The following is a 17,664-nucleotide window of genomic DNA, read 5'->3' as shown; positions in this document are numbered from 1 at the left end:
ACAATAAATACGTCGGTCATAGTGAAAAATGTGCATAAGTGTGAATCATGTCGCCTATAACTCTATGATTTATCGACTTAACATATGGAGCTATTGAGATACAACGAGTATTATAATTTTTTTGACTTTAGTTCCATTGGTGGCATGAAAATACTGATTTGTGATGATTCGGCAGTCGCACGAAAGTTGATTTCCCGATCCATCGTACAAGATACATCATTGCACCTTCTCGAAGCCCAAGATGGTCACGAGGCGTTGAAAATCCTAGCGGAACAAAATATTGACGTTTTGTTTCTCGATTTGACGATGCCAATAATGGACGGATTCGAGGTACTAGAGTCTCTGCCTGTTAGCCAACATCAAACTAAGATTGTCATCGTTTCGGGTGACGTCCAGCAAGAAGCCAAACAACGTTGTTTAGATCTTGGTGCAATAGACTTTATTGCGAAACCTCTCTCTGAAGAACAAGTCGTTCCTTTATATGAAAGTCTGGGGTTGCACTACGCCTTTAGTTCTAGTGTTGAAGTTGAACCAACGCCAAACATAGAAATTACCCCATTGTCTAAGTTCCGAGAGGTGGCCAATATTGCGCTAGGTAAAGGTGCAGCAATCATGGCGGACCATCTGCACGAATTTATTCAACTGCCTGTGCCTCATGTAGGACCGCTTTCTTATGGCGAGCTTCATATGACGCTGGTGGATGTGATCGGGCGTGATAGTTCTGTGGCGGTTGCCCAGCGATTTGTCGGTGGTGGTATCCACGGTGAAGCACTGGTTTGCTTGCGCGGTAAAGACATCAACCAAATCGGTGAGCGGTTGGGGTACTTATTAGAGTTTACGCCACACAATGAAATCATCTTAAACGTGTCTAACTTGTTGGTTTCTTCTTTCCTAACTTCTTTAGGTAACCAACTGGATAAGCAATTCTCTCTGCGTCAGCCAGGTATCATTGAAACCATTACGCCTTTCAGTGAAGAAAAGGGCGAAGCTGGCCAACTCTTTACCATCGAATACACCTACATGGCAGAGGCACTCGACTTCGAGTGTGAAGTTCTGTTTTTGATAGATAAATCATCCGTAGAAATCATCTATGAAATCATGGAGTTAATCTAATGTCCGAAATTACGCTGGACATAGCAGACTTTCACTGGGTTACCCAAATTCTGGATACCATGGACTCTGGACTTATCGTACTCGACCAAGAGTATAAAGTCTGTGTGTGGAACAGTTTCATGCAGTCTTACAGCGGTATCCTGTCGCAAAACATCTTAGGTGAGTGCTTATTTGATCACTTTGAAGATCTACCCCGAACATGGTTAGAGACCAAGCTGAAAACGTCGGCGGATTTAGAGACGCGTTCATTCTCTAGCTGGGAAAACCGACCATATCTTTTTAAGTTCAACAACTTCTCGCCGGTTTCAAACAGCAGCAACCTGATGTTCCAAGACATTGTGATCACGCCATTGCGCTCCCTCTCAGGAGAAGTGAGCCACATTGCGATTCAAATCAACGATGTGTCAGAAACCGCGCGTAACCGTATTCATTTGAGAGAAACCAACCAGCACCTTTCTGAAATCAGTCGTAAAGACGGTCTCACGGGATTGTTTAATCGTGCGTACTGGGAGCAGTCATTGAAAGAAGAGTTTGCCCAACTCAAAGTCATTGAAGGGGCAAGTTCGTTGGTAATCTTTGATATTGACCACTTTAAAAAGGTCAACGACACCTATGGCCACCATACTGGCGATGAAGTGATTCGTCGTACATCTAGCTTATTGCGTAAAACGGCTCGCAGCAGTGATGTTTGCGGGCGTTTCGGTGGGGAAGAGTTTACTGTTTTACTGCCACATACCAATCAAGAACAGGCGAGCTATTTTGCAGAGCGTTTAAGAAAGCGAATCGAGCAAGAAATCGTGAAAGTTGAAGACTTTTTGATTAACTACACGATAAGTATCGGCGTTTGCGAGTATAAATCGTACTTCGAGAGTCACACACAATGGCTTAAGAGTGCCGATGCTGCGTTATATCGCGCTAAAGAAAATGGACGAAATCAAACCTGTTGTCACGAAGATGACTAACCTAATTGGTTGAAAACCATTCAGTTAACGCATCAATGCTTATTAATATGAAATAAGTTAATGAAATTTTCTCGGCATGTCTTACTATTGAAACTATTTCGCTTTCAGCTTCGAAGGCTTGCACTAAACGGAGAAAAACAGTGGTTGTAGAAACCGATGGATATCTCGCTCTAATCGAGCACTTGTCACTTAACTTAGATATTTTCACGTCTGAAATCGGTGACACAGGATCAGAAAGCATTGAAGATGTCGTGACTGACATGGTTGCGTCGAACATCATGGCGATATTCGAACAAAACCCAGAATTGCATTCAAGTGTGCGCTTTAAGTTACTAAAAGAAGCTGATGCGGTAGTAGAGGATTTGGGTGAAGTGCTTGCGGGTGTGTGGACGAAAAAAGCGACCAATGAACAGATCGCTTTTTTAGATGAATACATCGCGTTGGTGAAGAACTTGTTCGATACAGCTGTCGCGACCTACGACTGATTCCAATCTCTCGTCATTTCTATTCAAAGAAGAGTTACATTGTAACTCTTCTCACTTGCCAAAATTTCGATGCCCAATACGGGTTGTCGATTCTTGAAATGATCACGCCTTTCGATGTGGAAGCGTGCATAAACTGCTTATTACCTAAGTAGATACCGACATGGTATGTGCTTCTTCTGGTCTTAAAAAACACCAAGTCGCCTTGCTGCGCATCAGACCAACTCATCTCAACACCTTGTTTAGACTGTTGGCGCGTTGTTCGCGGTAATGACATTTGGTATGCCTCGACAAAGGCTTTTTGTACAAACGCAGAACAGTCTATGCCTGATTTTTTTGTACCGCCTAAACGATAGGGCGTGCCTTCCCATTCATTAAAAAACTGAAACAAGTCCTGATTGTCAGACAGAAGTTGGTTGACTGGAAGGGAGGCGTTTACTTGCGTTTCTGGGTCTGGGCCAGAAGAACACGCACTAAGTAGCGTACTGATTATTAAAGGGAAAAATATACGACGTACTTTGTACACAGGTCATCTCCATGACTTAAAACTGAAATATTAGTGTCATAACCAATGCCTACTATGGGCTGAAAATCACGTTTTTGTCTCACTTATGTGACGAACAAACGGAAAGTTGATTCAAAACCAAGAAAGAACATAAATTGATTATGACAGAGCGCAAACGTTTACGCCTTTCTCTTTCACTGATTCAGACTATCAGTGCAACATTTTTAACTATCATCGCACTTGTTATAGCCCTTTCTGTCTCAAGTTTCAAAGGAATGGAACAGATTGGCGAACAATTTGAAGAGTTGTCTCAAAAAGCGTTACCCATGGCAATGGCAAATGCGACACTCACAAGGAACGTATTAGAACAGGTCAAACTGCTTAACTATGGAATGCAAATCACCGACCCGAATGAACTTCCTCTTATCACTTCTCAAATTGAAGAGTTAGCGCAGCAAAGTGACGGGCTCATAGAGCAAACTTCCGGTGTAGCTGAACATCTATCAAGCATGCTCAAAGAAAACGTTGCTGAGTTGCATCAAGTCACCAATTCCATTTTATCGAAACAGTCTGCGGTGATTCAGATGCAAAGCGACATTAACTCGGCCGTAGGTGGGTTTCGATATGGTTTAAGTTCGATTGGTCCAGAGATGAACCGTATCAGCTCCTTTCTAAGCAACGACAACCCTGAATCGAGTGATGCGGCAAATCGCTTCATTGCATCCGCAAGCTCGATGGAAAGCACCTTCTTGGTCATGATGATGCAAACCGAGCTAGAGAAAGCGGAGCAAGAATACAGAGAAATGCGAAACCGTATCGCTGGTATTAATCTCGCTTACGATGACTTCAAAGAATGGCATCCTGAAGTGGCTGAGTTCGCCAGCCTAACTGCGCCTTATGAGATGGTACAGACAGGCTTCAAAGATGACGGGGTTTTGCGTTTGATTCTGGCGAAACTTGAGCAGAGCGAACAGCAAAAGGTCGAGTTTCAACGTGCCTCTCAGCTCTCAAACGAAACCATGTATTTGCTCGACCAAGTATCTGATTCCGCCTCAGCGCTGATTGATGAGCGTGAAACCATTGTCCACAGTACCATTCAAAACGTCAGTTTGATGGTTGTTGTTGCCGCTGGCGTTATCTCGCTTGTGGTTTTAGTGACTTGGTTTGGCCTTCGTACTTGGATTAATCGAGGTTTGAAAAACATCCTTACTCGTCTCTTCGCGCTAACGGAACATGATTTCCGAGATAAGGCGCAAGAGATTGGCCCGTTTGAACTTAAAGAAGTCGCACGCAAACTCAACCAAGTTATCGATTCAACACACGATTCGATTTCTACCGTCACACGTAACTGCGAAACCTTGTACCAAACCGCTGAGATAAGCCACGATGCGGCTGAGCAAACCAATCAAAGCTTAACGGTGCAAAATGAAGCGCTGGCGAGCATGGTGACGACCATTACTCAGTTAGAAGCATCGATTAGAGAGATCGCAACGGTGACGAATGCCTCTTCCGAAGATTCGCATTTAGCGACGGAACACACAGTGACAGGCGTTGCAGTGGTAGAGCAAAACCGTCAGCGTTTGGAATCACTAGAAAACTCACTCAACATCAATGAACACTCCATGATTGAGCTCGACCAACGAGTAAAACAGATTCGTGAGATGGTTGATATGATCAGTGGCATTGCTGATAACACCAACTTACTTGCTTTGAATGCGGCGATTGAAGCGGCGCGTGCAGGGGAACAAGGGCGAGGTTTTGCAGTCGTCGCCGATGAGGTTCGCAAGCTAGCCAGTGATACTTCGCAGCAGACCACCAATATTCGTGAAATGATGAATGAGTTAGTTGCAGCGGCAGAACGCTCACGTAAAGCGGTAAATGACTCACGTGAGGAAATGTCTTACGCAATGCAATCGAGTGATGAAGTGAAATCGGCATTCTCAGACATTAACGAAGCGGTTCAGCATATCCAACAACGTGTCGAACAGATTTCTGTTGCGACAGAAGAGCAAGAGCGAGCAACGGCAGACGTGTCGCAAGCCATTACACACATTTCTGACCAAGGTGAGCACACCAAACTCCAATTAGAATCCATGGTCGAAAGCTCAGAGCAAGTTGCAGACATCGCAGGGCATCAACAAGCGATGCTGCATAAATACGAACTGCATAAAGTGAGTTGCTCCAGCATTAGGTAAGACCAAACGAACTTCCAATACGACCAAAGGCAGGGCAATCGCTCTGCCTTTTTATTTTTTGATGCCAAGAGTGAGTGACCCAAATCGCAAATTGATTAACGGCACAAGAGAAATGTGCCACCGGCATTTGTTAATTCTTTGTTATCGCTTCAAGGTTGTTAGAATGTTCCGCTAAATCAAGGGAGTGAGATGAATGCCGAAGCGAGCAAGTTTGATATTAATAAACGAGCACCGAGAAGTTTTATTGATTGAACGAGTGAAGGGCGACAGACACTATTGGGTGTTTCCTGGCGGTAGTGTAGAGGATGGAGAAATTCTTTCTGAAGCGGCGAAACGCGAAGCTCTAGAAGAGACCTCTATAGAGCTGACATCGCTCACACCTGTGTTTCAGATTCAAAATCAAGGCCGAATGGATCATTACTTCTTATCACATATCGGCTCAGCTACCTCAACGCTAGGTAATGGCCCCGAGCAACAAAGGCAATCGGCTTCCAATCAATATATTTTGAGATGGGTGAGTTTTACTGAACTAGCCATGTTGCCTCTCTTTCCAGTCGAAGCGAAACAAATATGCCTTCAGAGCGAGGAGGTACTCTGTGGTCGATAAAGTGTGTCCTCTGGTGTTACGAAAACAAAACCGCGAGATTCTTCTTTTCAAACATCCTCTTGCGGGCGTTCAGTTGGTGAAAGGCACTGTTGAACTCTTCGATTGCGACTTCTTCAGTGCGGCAAAAAGAGAATTGGCAGAAGAGTCGGGCATCGAATTGGTCAATCACACAACCTACTTAGGGGCTTGGGAGAGTGGGTTTCAAGAGCAGCTTTGGCATTTCGTTTTGTGTGAATGTGAAGAGTTGCCGGAGCATTGGGTCTTCCACACTCAAGATGATGGTGGGCATGATTTCGAATTCTTTTGGCATGGGGTGACAAAAGACATTTCCTCCCATGCGCACCCTGTCTTTCAGCGTGCTTTAGAGCAAGTTCGTCAGCTTATCCGCCTTGGAGCAATTAAGTGAAAGTTGAAATCGGTAATCACACGAATGCAGAGTTGCTTCAAGAACTCAAAGATCAACGCATTCAATTCAATCCGTTTGCCTTACAGCTGTTTGAAGATCAATTGATACAAACCAAACAACATGCTCAGACTTTGTCTTTATCGATAGTAACGCCTTCGGAATTAGGTGCTTCATTTGGAGCAACGTTGGCTGAGCTTCTTACTCATGGAGCTCAGAAAGGGCTAGAGCCTTGTTCGCTCGCCGTTGCACCATACTTGTTACTTCAAGGTATTTTGCTCACAAAAGACGAATACATAACGCTCGCTTCTTCGGCTCTTGAGCAGGAAGAGACCTATCCCAGAGGTTTGTATCTGCGTAAGCGGGATGATGGTGTGTGGCTAAGAGGTTATCGGTGTGATGATTCCTTTATCTTTCCGCCTTCGATGAAGTTTGTGTTCATTGATGCGAAGTCTAAAGAGGGGGAACAAGATTGACGTTCGACTATTACTCGTTCACGACAATTTCACTGGAGATTTGTTGCAGCTTCTAAACCACATCCAAACGTCACATCTCACGAGTATCAGCAGTAAACAAAGAAGTACGTAAATCATTCTCACGAAGGAAATACAAACAAGGAAAGTTCATGAAAAAACGACTCGTCATATTGGCAGCCATTGCGTCGCAAGGTTGTGCAACAATAGAGACCCTAAACCCAACAAACAATCATGTGAGAATCGCTCATGAGGGGAAGCAGAGCTACTGCAAGGAAATACCAAGAGTTTACAGTGGGGTGAATTACAACATGTGTTTGTTGAATGGTGAGCCTAGCTATTCTGAAAACACGGGTCCCAAACTAGATGGGGTGCCTTTCTTTGTGTTTGATACTGCTTTTTCAGCGTTGGCTGATACTTTATTCCTACCATACACAATAACGATGCAGGCACAGAAAGGGCCAATAGAGGTTAACTAAGCTTTCAAGCGAACCATCAAACCAAACGCTATGCTTTTATCAGGAGCGAATTGATAAGGAAGAGCAGCCATTGTTGTTCTTTCAACCTCTCACGTACGGTTTAAAGGCACTGTCGCTCTCAAAAATGGCGTCGAAATTACAATTATTTAGCTGATTTCTATATGCTTTGCGCATTCATTCAGATAAGGAAAGGAAACGATAATGGATAAATTCGTACTGTTTCTCCTATGCCTTTGCCTGACAGTGGGTGGTGTCATCCACATTTACGACAATATTGTCGATGGCTTTTTGCCTTACGATTTTGCCCCAGGCTGGTTAAACATGTATTGGAGCGCTCTTGGCCTCCTTGATTTACTCGCCGTTTATTTGCTGATTAGGCACCGCCGGACTGGGCTGGTTTTACTGTTATTGATTATGTTGAGCAGCGTAGGCTTTAACTCTTATGCGCACTATGGATTGGGCGTATTGGAAAGCAGTGGACAACTGCAATGGCAAACGTTGTTGTTAGGGTTTTCTATTGGAGTATCAATTTGGCTGTGGAATTCGCAAAAGCATCGCCACTCACGTCAGATATTCCGGTAATTGTTTTATTCGACAATACGTATTTTTAAACAGGGAAGTGTTATGGATAACTTTAAGGAGCTGGCGAGCTTCGGTGTTTTTGCCGCGCTATCGGGCTTTAGTTTTGGCGCAATCTTTTTTGGCATTGCGTTTGTGTACGCTGCCATCAACAAACAACAAGATGTGAGCGTGTTCGCCATCTCTTCAATTGTTCTTGGGATTATCGGTTTGTTTGTTGGTGTGACCCAATCAAACAAAAAACGCGATTTAATTAAAGCCTAAGCTCATTAAAATAGAAAATGCTTAAACGCGTTTCGAGTGAAAACCCTTCGGTAGTATCCCTTACTAGAGATTGCTTTCAAGAATTGAGAGCAATCTACTCTCCAAATAAAGCCGCGAAACCGACTTCAAGCAAAGATGAATGGGTCAATTATGCTTATTATCTTGAAGGTAGAATCGTTGGTTGCGTCAAAGTCAAACTTACAGACGACGAGCTGCAATTATCAGGACTGGCTGTTGAAAGTGCATCTCGCAAACAAGGAATCGCTCGTCGCTTGATTGTGGCTTTATGTAAGTTACATAGCTCAGTGAATGCTTTGAGTGTCTGGTGTGTGGAAGAAACTGGTAATGTCGAGATTTTCAAAGCACTCGGTTTTGAAGTGCTGCAAACAGAGTCCTCTTCGTTGTTCTCGTTAACCAATGGTCGTCCAGCTACGGAAGTTAAACTGGGCTATTCAATCCGAAATACATTGGGATGAGATGCAGTCGCGTGCTCGTGATACATATCATCTAGGTAGGTCAGTAACTCGTCTTCATTGAGAAAGGGCGGCACTACAAAATCTCTGATAGGGCGCTTTATCGAAGTTTCCGAATCGATATAAAGCGTCCAAATCCCATCTTTGCATTCAGCAAGCATGATTTTTCCAAACACATTCACTTTCATTGAACTGCTCATGAGGAAGACTTTTCCTTGTAACGAAATGGCTGGGTGATCAGTTTATCCAATCTTTGCTCGTCTTTGTCACGAATCTCTGGAACACCAATCACAACATCATCATGACCTAACTCCGGTTGAGCACGGTAAGTGCCAAACAAACGATCCCAGATCGACAAGAAGAAACCAAAGTTTGAATGTGTCTCACGCACGATGACAGAGTGGTGCACGCGGTGCATGTCTGGCGTCACAACCAATTTGCGTAACGTCGCATCCCAAGGCAGTGAAAGCTTTGCATTGCTATGGTTAAACATCGCGCTAGCATTCAATACGATTTCAAACACCACGATGGCGATAGGAGACACACCCAAAGCGAAAACAGCAGCGATTTTTACAATCATTGAAAGAATGATTTCTATCGGGTGGAATCGTGTTCCTGTGGTGACATCGATATCCAGATCGGCGTGATGCATGCGGTGAAGCTTCCACAGCGGTTTAACGCGATGGAAGACTAAATGCTGTAGGTAGATGATGAGATCGAGTAATACGACGGCAATCAGCACATGTAGCCAAGTTGGTAAGGTGAATGCATTGAGTAGACCCCATTGGTTTTCATAAGCAATGATGGCTGCTTGGAAAGCGGCAATAGGCATGACAACGGCAATAACGACACTATTTAGCGCGACCAGTGTGAGGTTGTTAAACCAGCGAAATGAACGGTCGACGGTCAACTGCTTTCTTGGTAGCTTATTTTCCCACAGAGTACACAGCAACAAAACACCAATAAAGATGCTAAGTCGTAGCCAAGAAGGGTCGTTAAATGCTGTTTCGGTCACGCTAATTTCCTTGATTGATTCGCTTATTTGTTAAGACCTTAAGACTCCACCGTATCTTTCACCGAGAAGAAAGGAATGTGAATGTCCGTCCGTTTACGAGCATTTCTTGAGACTCACTGGCGATGCAAGTAGAATCGCGCTCTACTTTATACATGCACTTATTCCAACTGGTACTTTCTATCCATGAGAATCCACGCTTTCCATCGTTTATACCAGCACCGTCAATCTATCTCAACGAAGCCGTTTAACGCTCGTGGCTGCAAAGTGGTTCGCTGTCCTTATTGTCAGGTTTCTGAGCAATATTGTTTGTGCGACATTCAGCCTAACATCGAATCCAATATTGCCTGCATGCTGATCGTATCGGAAAACGAAGTGTTCAAGCCGAGTAATACCGGGCGTCTAATTGCTGATACGATTCAAGAGACCTACGTGTATCAATGGAATCGTACTGAGCCTTCTCAAGAGATGCTTGCACTGCTAGAAAACGATGCTTATCAACCTGTGGTTGTCTTCCCAGCAGATTACGTGGATGAGCCTGAGCGTTTATTGGATGGTTTGAATCCAGAGCGTTTGAAGGCATCCGATGGTTCAGATAAAAAATGGTTACTGATCTTCATTGATGGCAGTTGGCGTGAAGCGCGCAAGATCTTCCGCCGTTCAGAGTTCTTGAAGTCTCTGCCTGTGCTTTCTATTGAGCCGGAATCATTGTCTGAATACATCATGCGCCGCTCGGACAACGAGCAGCATTTGTCTACTGCAGAAGTCGCGACGTTAGTATTCAAACAGGCAGGTGAAGAGCAAGCTTCGGAGTGTCTGCAATTGTGGTTTGAAGCCTTCCGTGAAACCTACATGCTGACAAAAACTCGCGTAAAAACTGACTGGTCTCGACCGCATCTGAAACGTTTCAAAGAGTGGGCTAAAATCGAGAGCTAACTCTAAGGAATGAACTTTTGTTGATGGCTTGTTGTTCAACTGGCTTCGATGAGGGGATAAATCTGCATTCGGTCACGGTTTGCAGGCGTACAGATATGGATAATGCTCGGAGTTTATCTTTTTTGACTCCAGCATTTTTTGGGAGTCGTTTGAGCTTTTTAGGAGAGAATTGCATGTATTACGGCTTTGATGTCGGTGGCACTAAAATTGAGTTTGGTGCGTTTAACGAAAAACTTGAGCGTGTAGCAACTGAACGTGTACCAACACCAACAGACAACTACGATTTGCTGGTAGAAACTATCGCAGGTCTGGTTAACAAATACGATGCGGAATTTGGTTGTGAGGGTACGATTGGTCTTGGTCTTCCGGGGATGGAAGATGCTGATGATGCAACTGTACTAACGGTTAACGTACCTGCAGCAAAAGGCAAACCACTTCGCGCTGATCTTGAAGCTAAAATCGGTCGCAGCGTAAAAATTGAAAACGATGCAAACTGTTTCGCGCTGTCTGAAGCATGGGATGAAGACCTTCAAGATGAACCATCTGTACTAGGTTTGATTCTTGGTACGGGTTTTGGTGGCGGCTTTATCTACGAAGGTAAAGTATTCTCTGGCCGTAACCACGTAGCGGGTGAGGTAGGTCATACACGTCTTCCTATCGACGCATGGTTCCACCTAGGCGACAACGCACCTCTACTAGGTTGTGGTTGTGAAAAGAAAGGTTGTCTAGATAGCTACCTATCTGGTCGTGGTTTCGAGCTTCTGTACGCGCATTACTACGGCGAAGAGAAGAAAGCGATCGATATCATTAAGTCACACGCAGAAGGCGAAGCAAAAGCGGTTGAGCACGTTGAGCGCTTTATGGAGCTTCTAGCAATCTGCTTCGCTAACCTGTTTACTGCGACTGACCCACACGTTGTTGTACTAGGCGGCGGTCTATCTAACTTCGAACTGATTTACGAAGAGATGCCAAAACGTATTCCTAAGTACCTACTTTCTGTCGCGAAATGTCCGAAGATCATCAAAGCAAAACACGGCGATTCAGGCGGTGTACGTGGTGCTGCGTTCCTAAACATCAAATAATCGTCTGAGTTTTCAGTAAGCGAAAACACATAAGACCAACATTGAAAGCCTCGTTTTCCTTTAAGGTGAAACGAGGCTTTTTATTTTGTCGAACCATACTGCTGCTTTGTATAACTAAGCTGCCATCTTTACCCAGCTTTACGCTTCGTTTACGTCCCTTGAACTCTCGATTGATAAGCTGTTTGTATTGCTTCCACGAACAGTAGGAATGAAGATGTTCAACTCATCAAAATTACGCTACGGCGTTCTTAGCATCGCATTATTTGGTATGGTTTCACCGACGTTTGCCAAGCCTCCAGCACCTAAGCCACCAAAGCATGGAAAGAAGGTAGTGGTGGTAAAGCCTGTCTACCGTCCCGTTTATAAAGCGCCAGTTCATCGCGTATACCATTACAATAAAATTCCGAGAACCGCGACTTACCTAGTGATTGCGGGGATCACTTATGCCGTCGTTGATAATGTCTATTACAAGCGAAGTGGCGATCAGTATATTTACGTGGAGCAACCACCGGTATCTGTACAGAGTGAAGTGAATACAGCGAGTGCCACTGTCGTAACAAATAAGGGGATTGCAGGTAAGATAGTCGATGTCTTGCCGAATGAAGCAACCACGGTGACTGTTAATGGGGCGACTTTCTATGTTCAAGGCAGTGACTGGTATGCGCCAATTGCGGGAACCAATCAGTTCGTGATTGTAGAGCCTCAGCTATAGTGTGTTGCCTTTAGATTGCATGCATAAAAAAACTCGCGACGAATCGTGAGTTTTTGTTTTGGTCTGTATAGCTTGGCTTATTTTTTCTTTTTGCCTACGCCCAAGTTTTCTTTTTGAGCTAGGGTGATTTTGCTAAAGCCAAGTTTTCTGAAATGATTATCGCGGTAGTTGCGCACAGCTTTGGTGTCAGATACTGCTTCGATTTGCTGCTCCATCTTTAGGTACTCAGTGATATCGATACCTTCCGCCTCTGCAACTGCTTCTTGAATGTTGCGGTGCTGCTGGTATGAGAACGTCAGTTCTTTGTCTTGGTCTTTGTAAGTGTAAAGAATGGTGCGAGCCATAGCTGTCTCTCTGAAAAATTTTCTGTTATCAATAAAAAGGTCAGACGTGCTGACCTTTGAATTCTGAATCGGCCTAGATTCTGCCTTGAAGTGGGATAATTGTCACGCTTTCTCCCGTTTTTACTGTATCAACAGCAGGGGAGATTTCGATCAAACAGTTTGCCTCACTCATTGAGCGTAGAATGCCAGAGCCTTGTTTGCCTGTTGTGCGAACGGTTAGGCGACCTGTTTCGTCTAGCTCGTAGATACCACGGCTAAACTCGGTACGACCTTGGCGAGAGCGCAGATTTTCTGTCGCAATAGCGCTAACTTTAAGTGGCTTCCAACCTTGTTCACCTTGCATCTTACGCAGAGCAGGTTCAACAAAGTTAATGAATGAAACCATCACCGCCACAGGGTTACCCGGCAAACCAAAGAAAGGCTTATCGTTGATTTGACCGAACGCAAGCGGACGACCAGGGCGCATGTTGATACGCCAGAAATCAATTTGACCCAGCTTATCCAATGCCAGCTTAATGTAATCGGCATCGCCAACGGATACGCCGCCAGAAGTCATCACTACGTCGGCTTGCGCAGAAGCATTTTCGAGCGCTTCAATCATCAATTGCTCGTTATCTTCTAGAATGCCGAAATCCAAGATCTCGCAACCTAGCTTCTCTAACATGCCCATGATAGTGAAACGGTTTGAATCGTAGATTGAATTCGCTTTCTGTTCTGTACCTGGCGCTTGTACTTCGTCACCGGTAGAGAACACAGCAACTTTCAACTTGCGGAATACGTTCGCTTCGCCAAAACCAAGAGAAGCAATCATGCCCATCTCAGGAGAAGCTAGACGAGTGCCTGCAGTAAACACATCGCTACCAATTGCTAAGTCTTCACCCGCTTGGCGAACGTTTTGACCAGTTTTGATGCTCGCACCATTGAATGTGACAGTATCGCCATCCTGTTTCGCTTGCTCACGCATAACAACGGTATCACCATTGGTAGGCGTTGGTGCGCCCGTCATGATCTTCACCGCTTGGCCAACTTCCAAAGGCTGATCGTAAGCATGACCTGCCATCACTTCAGCAACTACTTGGTAGCTTTCACGCTCGACGTCATCACCGCGAATCGCGTAACCGTCCATCGCTGAGTTGGTGTATTGCGGAACATTCACTGGTGACACAACATGATCTGCAAGCACACGACCGTATGCATCTTCAATCTTGCATGCTTCGGTTTCAGAAACCGTGTTTACCAAAGAAAGGATCTTTTCTTGTCCTTGAACCACAGAAAGGAAAGCTGGAGAAAGGGTATCGCAGCAAGCGGCTTCTTTCTCTTTACTCTTTGGTGCTTTCGCTTCTTGAACATACTGAATAACGAACTGGGCAATCGCTTCAAGATCGTTGATGTTCATTTGTGGCAGTTCAGAGTCCAATTCGCCGCTGTCTGAAGCAATCGCGATGATGTTTTCATCGTTTGGATAAAGCCAAGGCTTACCGACTTCTTCACGGTGCAATTCGATCTTTGGAAAGGCAATATTTTTGCAGCCTTCCACTAGAACCACGTCTAGCTTGTCTTCATCGAAACGCGTCAGAAGGTAATCAAACTCAGATTCTGACTCTGGTGTTTCTGTCATCAGTGCGAAGCGGTTACGAGAAGAGATCAGCATTTGCGATGCGCCCGCTTTACGTAGGCGATGGCTGTCTTTACCCGGTTGGTCGACATCGAAGTTATGGTGTGCGTGCTTTAGCATGCCGATGCGTAAACCTGCTTCGGTCAATTTTGGTAGCAATGCTTCAAGTAGCGTAGTTTTGCCCGTACCAGAGTAGGCAGCAAAACCAAGAATAGGGATGTTTAGCGTGTGTTTCATGATTCGAGTTGTCCAAATTGCGCCAATTCTTCAGGCGTATTTAAGTTGACGAAACAGTTTGGTGAGTCGCTAAAGTCAACGTAACTGGTGTTGCACTCTTTGTAGAGTAGGATGATCTTACGATCGCCACGTTCTAAAAACGCGGTCAGCTTTGGCAGTACGCGCTTGTGGTAAAGCGTGAAGACAGGCTGCTGGTGGTCGCCATCATGAGCAACCAAAATATCGGTGTCTTCTTTTACTGCATTGCAAAAACGTTCAACAAGGTCGGTGTTGATTTGTGGGCTGTCGCAAGGGACGAAGCCAACCCAATCGGTTTCTGCATGAACTAGGCCCGCGTGGATACCGCCCATCGGACCTGGGAAATCTTTAAATTGATCGCTGAAGACGAAACCAAACGCACGGTAGGCGTCTTGGTTTCGGTTCGCATTGATTAGAATGCGTGGTGTTTGCGGAGATAAACGTTCGATAACGTGTTCGATGAGTGGCTTCTGATTCAGTTCGATCAGACCTTTGTCTTTTCCACCCATACGGCTGGCTTGACCACCAGCCAAAATGACCCAACTAGTTTGTGTTGGCTGAAGCATATGCGTTCTCTTGGGATGTTTCTTTTGGTATGACATACAAGAGTGGAGACTCTACCAAAGTCTTGTCTTTAATCCACCACTGTTTTTTACATAAATCCGTCAACGCGTTGGCTTGGTGACTGGTCACGACAATACTAGAGCCGCGATCAAGCAGATCTTTTGCCATGATAACCAGACGTTCAATCGACTCTTGGTCGAGAGAGGCACTTGGTTCATCCATCAACAAAATCGATGGTTTTAAGATCCAAGCTCGTGCCATTGCTACGCGTTGCTTCTCACCGCCGGACAATACAGAGATATGTTCGTCGGCTAAGGTTTCTAACCCTACCATGCGTAGCGCACTAATAACTTGAGCTCGCTTATCTTTTGCCGTGTCTTGTTGATATTTAACTCCATAAACGACGTTTTCATAAACAGTGCCGTCAAAAAGGTAAGGAGACTGATGGAGATAAATCACATCAACACGACCATTGCGGCGCGTCCACTTCTTCAACCAAGTATCTTTCGGTGCCACCACTTTACCCGTTGAAGGCTTGAGCAAACCTGCAAGGATCTTGAGTAGGGTGGTTTTACCAACGCCATTGTCACCTTTTAGGTAAATCGCGTCGTTTGGACCAATGGCCAATTCAGGGATGTGGAAAAGCACACGCTCTTTAAAGCGCATGGACAATTGCTCGGCGGTAATTTTTATAGTCATAATTCACCCTTACATTGGGTCGATGGCGAGTCGATTGCTTGCTTCATGTTCTTAGATAGCCTTTGCCTCTCATGCTCGATAAGAGGAAGTTGAGCGCTAACGCTAACGATAGTAATACAATTCCTAATGCAACTCCTTGCGCAAAAGCACCTTTACTACTTTCCATAGCAATGGCAGTCGGAATATTACGGGTTACGCCCATAATGTTGCCACCAACCATCATTGAACAGCCTACCTCTGTGACGATTCGTGAGAATCCCGCAATGATAGCCGCCAATAAAGGAAAACGTGTCTCCCAGATCATAGTAGCAGCGATACGAGGTATTGACGCACCTAACGTAATCGCTGTTTCAACTGCGCGACGGTCACTCGATTGAAGCGCACCGTGCATCATGGAAACCAGAACCGGAAAACAGACGATCATTTGTCCTAAGATCATGGCTTTTTGCGTAAACAGCATTTGCCAATCACCCAAAGGGCCTGCTCTTGAAAGCATCATGTACAGTAGCAAACCAATCACGACCGTTGGCACCGCCTGTAAGGTGTTCACAATGGACAGCAAGAACCACTTACCACGAAAGTCGGTGTAGGCTAGGACAAAAGACATCAAAATAGACGGCAATACCACCAAAGATATTGCCGTAATAGAAACACTAAAGGAGACCGCAACGATCTCCCATAGGTCTGCATCAAAATTCACCAGTAAGCGCAGGGCTTCTAGTGTTGTATCAGCAAGATTCATATTGCGTTATTTGCTCTCAGCATTCGCAACGAACAATTGTTTACCATTCAGACGGAAGCCATTGATCAGCTCTTGACCGCGTGGGTTCACCAACCAGTCACTGAAAGCCTTCGCACCTTGGTAGTTGATGGTTGGGTAACGCTCTGGGTTCACCAAAATCACTTGGTACGGGTTAAACAGTTTTTCGTCGCCTTGGAATAGAATCGCAAGATCTAATTTGTTTTGGTAAGCCAACCAAGTGCCACGGTCAGTCATGGTGTAGCCTTGCATTTCTGACGCCATGTTTAGAGTAGGGCCCATGCCTTGGCCTACACTGCGGTAGCCACCAAAGTTTGGTTCCATTTTAGTTTGCGCCCAGATGCCCAATTCTTTTTTGTGTGTACCAGAATCATCGCCACGAGAGATGAATGTCGCGTCTTTGTTTGCGATCTCTTTGAATACGTCTAGTACTGACGCATCGTCTTTTACTTGCGCTGGGTCAGCTTTAGGACCAACGATAACGAAGTCGTTGTACATCAGTTTACGTGGAAGGACACCGTAGCCGTTCTCAACAAACACACCTTCTGCTTTAGGAGCGTGCGTCATAACCAAATCAACGTCACCGTTTTCACCCATCTTCAGCGCTTTACCAGTACCAGCAGCGATGATATCCACTTTGTAGCCAGTGTCTTTTTCAAATTGAGGAAGTAGGTAGTCCAGTAAGCCAGAATGGTAAGTACTTGTTGTTGTCGCCAGACGAATGTGTTCGCCATCTTGAGCTGAAAAAGCAGAGTAGCTTACAAGAGTGATTGACGTTGCAGCTAGAGTCAGCGCAATTTTTTTCATTTTAGTTGTTTCCTTTCCAATGATTCTTTGGCTTCTTAAGTCTTGGGTTACTAAAGAAGTCGCCAGAGCGTCAGTGAGCGCTCAAATCACAAGCCACCTTAGGGTGAGGGAGCGAGAAGCGATGGTATTGCATTGATGTCTCCCACATCCTGAGGTCACTTGGACACTCCATATAGCAAACAAGATGCCAACATTTTACAAGCTCAAAATGTTTGATTTATGCGCTAATTCATGGACTTATTTGCATAAAAATATGCGTTGGTACAAAATGTCGCACTTTTTGTAGGGTATCTCTGTTTAAACTTGGTACACTCTGTCCCATTCCAATCCAACTGGGGTAAAT

23 protein-coding genes are annotated in these 17,664 nt (G+C 44.9%); 14 read left to right on the top strand and 9 right to left on the bottom strand.

Features of this window, described 5'->3' with window-relative positions:
• Positions 1 to 144: 144 nt before the first annotated feature.
• From ACLIIY_RS07165 to ACLIIY_RS07155, 3 genes are all read left to right on the top strand, one after another.
• A complete protein-coding gene (locus ACLIIY_RS07165) occupies positions 145 to 1,113 on the top strand; it encodes a response regulator (protein ID WP_434528400.1) in 969 nt (322 codons plus the stop codon).
• On the top strand, positions 1,113 to 2,075 hold the full coding sequence (locus tag ACLIIY_RS07160; protein ID WP_020197995.1) for a GGDEF domain-containing protein: 963 nt from the start codon (positions 1,113 to 1,115) through the stop codon (positions 2,073 to 2,075). The genes ACLIIY_RS07165 and ACLIIY_RS07160 overlap by 1 nt, the downstream gene beginning before the upstream one ends.
• A 140-nt stretch (positions 2,076 to 2,215) precedes the next feature.
• Positions 2,216 to 2,560 carry a DUF3802 family protein gene (locus tag ACLIIY_RS07155; RefSeq protein WP_005427720.1) on the top strand — a complete coding sequence of 115 codons (345 nt, stop codon included), beginning with the start codon at positions 2,216 to 2,218 and terminating at the stop codon, positions 2,558 to 2,560.
• A gap of 34 nt (positions 2,561 to 2,594) precedes the next feature.
• Here the strand turns inward: ACLIIY_RS07155 and ACLIIY_RS07150 are convergent, their stop codons facing one another.
• Positions 2,595 to 3,083 carry an NlpC/P60 family protein gene (locus tag ACLIIY_RS07150; protein ID WP_009706073.1) on the bottom strand — a complete coding sequence of 163 codons (489 nt, stop codon included), beginning with the start codon at positions 3,081 to 3,083 and terminating at the stop codon, positions 2,595 to 2,597.
• 140 nt (positions 3,084 to 3,223) lie between these two features.
• On the opposite strand from ACLIIY_RS07150, the gene ACLIIY_RS07145 reads away from it, so the two are divergent.
• The 8 genes from ACLIIY_RS07145 to ACLIIY_RS07110 all read left to right on the top strand — a co-directional run bounded on the left by ACLIIY_RS07145 (position 3,224) and on the right by ACLIIY_RS07110 (position 8,538).
• Positions 3,224 to 5,257 carry a methyl-accepting chemotaxis protein gene (locus tag ACLIIY_RS07145; protein WP_434528399.1) on the top strand — a complete coding sequence of 678 codons (2,034 nt, stop codon included), beginning with the start codon at positions 3,224 to 3,226 and terminating at the stop codon, positions 5,255 to 5,257.
• Between the two features lie 193 nt (positions 5,258 to 5,450).
• Entirely contained in the window at positions 5,451 to 5,864 is a 414-nt protein-coding gene (locus ACLIIY_RS07140; RefSeq protein WP_434528398.1) for an NUDIX hydrolase, read from the top strand.
• A complete protein-coding gene (locus ACLIIY_RS07135; RefSeq protein WP_434528397.1) occupies positions 5,854 to 6,270 on the top strand; it encodes an NUDIX hydrolase in 417 nt (138 codons plus the stop codon). Before ACLIIY_RS07140 ends, ACLIIY_RS07135 begins: the two co-directional genes overlap by 11 nt.
• Positions 6,267 to 6,743: a hypothetical protein gene (locus tag ACLIIY_RS07130; protein WP_434528396.1), complete on the top strand. Its 477-nt coding sequence runs from the start codon at positions 6,267 to 6,269 to the stop codon at positions 6,741 to 6,743. Before ACLIIY_RS07135 ends, ACLIIY_RS07130 begins: the two co-directional genes overlap by 4 nt.
• 149 nt (positions 6,744 to 6,892) lie before the next feature.
• Entirely contained in the window at positions 6,893 to 7,219 is a 327-nt protein-coding gene (locus ACLIIY_RS07125) for a YceK/YidQ family lipoprotein (RefSeq protein ID WP_045411076.1), read from the top strand.
• Positions 7,220 to 7,420: 201 nt separating this feature from the next.
• Positions 7,421 to 7,801: a hypothetical protein gene (locus tag ACLIIY_RS07120; RefSeq protein ID WP_020197396.1), complete on the top strand. Its 381-nt coding sequence runs from the start codon at positions 7,421 to 7,423 to the stop codon at positions 7,799 to 7,801.
• 42 nt (positions 7,802 to 7,843) lie between these two features.
• The gene (locus ACLIIY_RS07115) at positions 7,844 to 8,062 is read left to right on the top strand and encodes a hypothetical protein (RefSeq protein WP_005441533.1); all 219 of its coding nucleotides are present in this window, start codon (positions 7,844 to 7,846) and stop codon (positions 8,060 to 8,062) included.
• A 17-nt stretch (positions 8,063 to 8,079) separates the two neighbouring features.
• Positions 8,080 to 8,538 carry a GNAT family N-acetyltransferase gene (locus tag ACLIIY_RS07110; protein ID WP_039840910.1) on the top strand — a complete coding sequence of 153 codons (459 nt, stop codon included), beginning with the start codon at positions 8,080 to 8,082 and terminating at the stop codon, positions 8,536 to 8,538.
• Here ACLIIY_RS07110 and ACLIIY_RS07105 read toward each other — a convergent pair.
• Positions 8,511 to 8,696: a DUF7661 family protein gene (locus ACLIIY_RS07105; protein ID WP_434528540.1), complete on the bottom strand. Its 186-nt coding sequence runs from the start codon at positions 8,694 to 8,696 to the stop codon at positions 8,511 to 8,513. The two genes, ACLIIY_RS07110 and ACLIIY_RS07105, sit on opposite strands and share 28 nt — an antisense overlap.
• Positions 8,697 to 8,731: 35 nt before the next feature.
• Positions 8,732 to 9,550, bottom strand: a complete 819-nt coding sequence (locus ACLIIY_RS07100) for a sterol desaturase family protein (protein ID WP_434528395.1) — start codon at positions 9,548 to 9,550, stop codon at positions 8,732 to 8,734.
• 183 nt (positions 9,551 to 9,733) lie between these two features.
• On the opposite strand from ACLIIY_RS07100, the gene ACLIIY_RS07095 reads away from it, so the two are divergent.
• The 3 genes from ACLIIY_RS07095 (at position 9,734) to ACLIIY_RS07085 (ending at position 12,277) form a co-directional block, all read left to right on the top strand.
• Positions 9,734 to 10,483, top strand: a complete 750-nt coding sequence (locus ACLIIY_RS07095) for a tRNA-uridine aminocarboxypropyltransferase (protein WP_009706080.1) — start codon at positions 9,734 to 9,736, stop codon at positions 10,481 to 10,483.
• A gap of 173 nt (positions 10,484 to 10,656) precedes the next feature.
• Positions 10,657 to 11,565 (top strand): N-acetylglucosamine kinase, encoded by a 909-nt coding sequence (gene nagK / locus ACLIIY_RS07090; protein ID WP_009706081.1) that lies wholly within the window; start codon positions 10,657 to 10,659, stop codon positions 11,563 to 11,565.
• Positions 11,566 to 11,779: 214 nt separating this feature from the next.
• Positions 11,780 to 12,277 (top strand): hypothetical protein, encoded by a 498-nt coding sequence (locus ACLIIY_RS07085; protein ID WP_434528394.1) that lies wholly within the window; start codon positions 11,780 to 11,782, stop codon positions 12,275 to 12,277.
• A gap of 77 nt (positions 12,278 to 12,354) precedes the next feature.
• On the opposite strand, the gene ACLIIY_RS07080 is transcribed toward ACLIIY_RS07085, so the two are convergent.
• From ACLIIY_RS07080 to ACLIIY_RS07055, 6 genes are all read right to left on the bottom strand, one after another.
• The gene (locus tag ACLIIY_RS07080; protein ID WP_005441547.1) at positions 12,355 to 12,621 is read right to left on the bottom strand and encodes a DUF2960 domain-containing protein; all 267 of its coding nucleotides are present in this window, start codon (positions 12,619 to 12,621) and stop codon (positions 12,355 to 12,357) included.
• Positions 12,622 to 12,694: 73 nt separating this feature from the next.
• Positions 12,695 to 14,473, bottom strand: coding sequence for a bifunctional molybdopterin-guanine dinucleotide biosynthesis adaptor protein MobB/molybdopterin molybdotransferase MoeA (locus ACLIIY_RS07075; RefSeq protein WP_434528393.1), 1,779 nt, complete (start codon positions 14,471 to 14,473; stop codon positions 12,695 to 12,697).
• Complete coding sequence (gene mobA / locus ACLIIY_RS07070) at positions 14,470 to 15,057, bottom strand: molybdenum cofactor guanylyltransferase MobA (RefSeq protein WP_005441549.1); 588 nt, start codon at positions 15,055 to 15,057, stop codon at positions 14,470 to 14,472. The genes ACLIIY_RS07075 and mobA overlap by 4 nt, the downstream gene beginning before the upstream one ends.
• On the bottom strand, positions 15,035 to 15,754 hold the full coding sequence (locus ACLIIY_RS07065; RefSeq protein WP_005441550.1) for an energy-coupling factor ABC transporter ATP-binding protein: 720 nt from the start codon (positions 15,752 to 15,754) through the stop codon (positions 15,035 to 15,037). Before ACLIIY_RS07065 ends, mobA begins: the two co-directional genes overlap by 23 nt.
• Positions 15,755 to 15,797: 43 nt before the next feature.
• On the bottom strand, positions 15,798 to 16,496 hold the full coding sequence (locus ACLIIY_RS07060) for an ABC transporter permease (RefSeq protein ID WP_005427748.1): 699 nt from the start codon (positions 16,494 to 16,496) through the stop codon (positions 15,798 to 15,800).
• 6 nt (positions 16,497 to 16,502) lie between these two features.
• Positions 16,503 to 17,321: a substrate-binding domain-containing protein gene (locus ACLIIY_RS07055; protein WP_005441551.1), complete on the bottom strand. Its 819-nt coding sequence runs from the start codon at positions 17,319 to 17,321 to the stop codon at positions 16,503 to 16,505.
• Positions 17,322 to 17,664 lie beyond the last annotated feature (343 nt).

It is taken from the genome of Vibrio sp. K4 (assembly GCF_051122595.1).
In the GTDB taxonomy this organism is placed as follows: Bacteria; Pseudomonadota; Gammaproteobacteria; order Enterobacterales; family Vibrionaceae; genus Vibrio; species Vibrio owensii.
Note: the sequence above shows the minus strand (reverse complement) of the source record. Positions and strands in the feature narration are given on the sequence as shown.

What these genes read in the sequence shown, in the direction of transcription:
- ACLIIY_RS07095 (WP_009706080.1), top strand. Translation starts at nt 9,734, where the DNA reads ATGAGAATCCACGCTTTCCATCGTTTATACCAGCACCGTCAATCTATC.
- ACLIIY_RS07145 (WP_434528399.1), top strand. Translation starts at nt 3,224, where the DNA reads ATGACAGAGCGCAAACGTTTACGCCTTTCTCTTTCACTGATTCAGACT.
- ACLIIY_RS07110 (WP_039840910.1), top strand. Translation starts at nt 8,080, where the DNA reads ATGCTTAAACGCGTTTCGAGTGAAAACCCTTCGGTAGTATCCCTTACT.
- ACLIIY_RS07165 (WP_434528400.1), top strand. Translation starts at nt 145, where the DNA reads ATGAAAATACTGATTTGTGATGATTCGGCAGTCGCACGAAAGTTGATT.
- ACLIIY_RS07075 (WP_434528393.1), bottom strand. Translation starts at nt 14,473, where the DNA reads ATGAAACACACGCTAAACATCCCTATTCTTGGTTTTGCTGCCTACTCT.
- ACLIIY_RS07080 (WP_005441547.1), bottom strand. Translation starts at nt 12,621, where the DNA reads ATGGCTCGCACCATTCTTTACACTTACAAAGACCAAGACAAAGAACTG.
- ACLIIY_RS07115 (WP_005441533.1), top strand. Translation starts at nt 7,844, where the DNA reads ATGGATAACTTTAAGGAGCTGGCGAGCTTCGGTGTTTTTGCCGCGCTA.
- ACLIIY_RS07140 (WP_434528398.1), top strand. Translation starts at nt 5,451, where the DNA reads ATGCCGAAGCGAGCAAGTTTGATATTAATAAACGAGCACCGAGAAGTT.
- ACLIIY_RS07085 (WP_434528394.1), top strand. Translation starts at nt 11,780, where the DNA reads ATGTTCAACTCATCAAAATTACGCTACGGCGTTCTTAGCATCGCATTA.
- ACLIIY_RS07055 (WP_005441551.1), bottom strand. Translation starts at nt 17,321, where the DNA reads ATGAAAAAAATTGCGCTGACTCTAGCTGCAACGTCAATCACTCTTGTA.
- ACLIIY_RS07105 (WP_434528540.1), bottom strand. Translation starts at nt 8,696, where the DNA reads ATGCTTGCTGAATGCAAAGATGGGATTTGGACGCTTTATATCGATTCG.
- ACLIIY_RS07125 (WP_045411076.1), top strand. Translation starts at nt 6,893, where the DNA reads ATGAAAAAACGACTCGTCATATTGGCAGCCATTGCGTCGCAAGGTTGT.
- ACLIIY_RS07065 (WP_005441550.1), bottom strand. Translation starts at nt 15,754, where the DNA reads ATGACTATAAAAATTACCGCCGAGCAATTGTCCATGCGCTTTAAAGAG.
- ACLIIY_RS07060 (WP_005427748.1), bottom strand. Translation starts at nt 16,496, where the DNA reads ATGAATCTTGCTGATACAACACTAGAAGCCCTGCGCTTACTGGTGAAT.
- ACLIIY_RS07160 (WP_020197995.1), top strand. Translation starts at nt 1,113, where the DNA reads ATGTCCGAAATTACGCTGGACATAGCAGACTTTCACTGGGTTACCCAA.
- ACLIIY_RS07120 (WP_020197396.1), top strand. Translation starts at nt 7,421, where the DNA reads ATGGATAAATTCGTACTGTTTCTCCTATGCCTTTGCCTGACAGTGGGT.
- nagK (WP_009706081.1), top strand. Translation starts at nt 10,657, where the DNA reads ATGTATTACGGCTTTGATGTCGGTGGCACTAAAATTGAGTTTGGTGCG.
- mobA (WP_005441549.1), bottom strand. Translation starts at nt 15,057, where the DNA reads ATGCTTCAGCCAACACAAACTAGTTGGGTCATTTTGGCTGGTGGTCAA.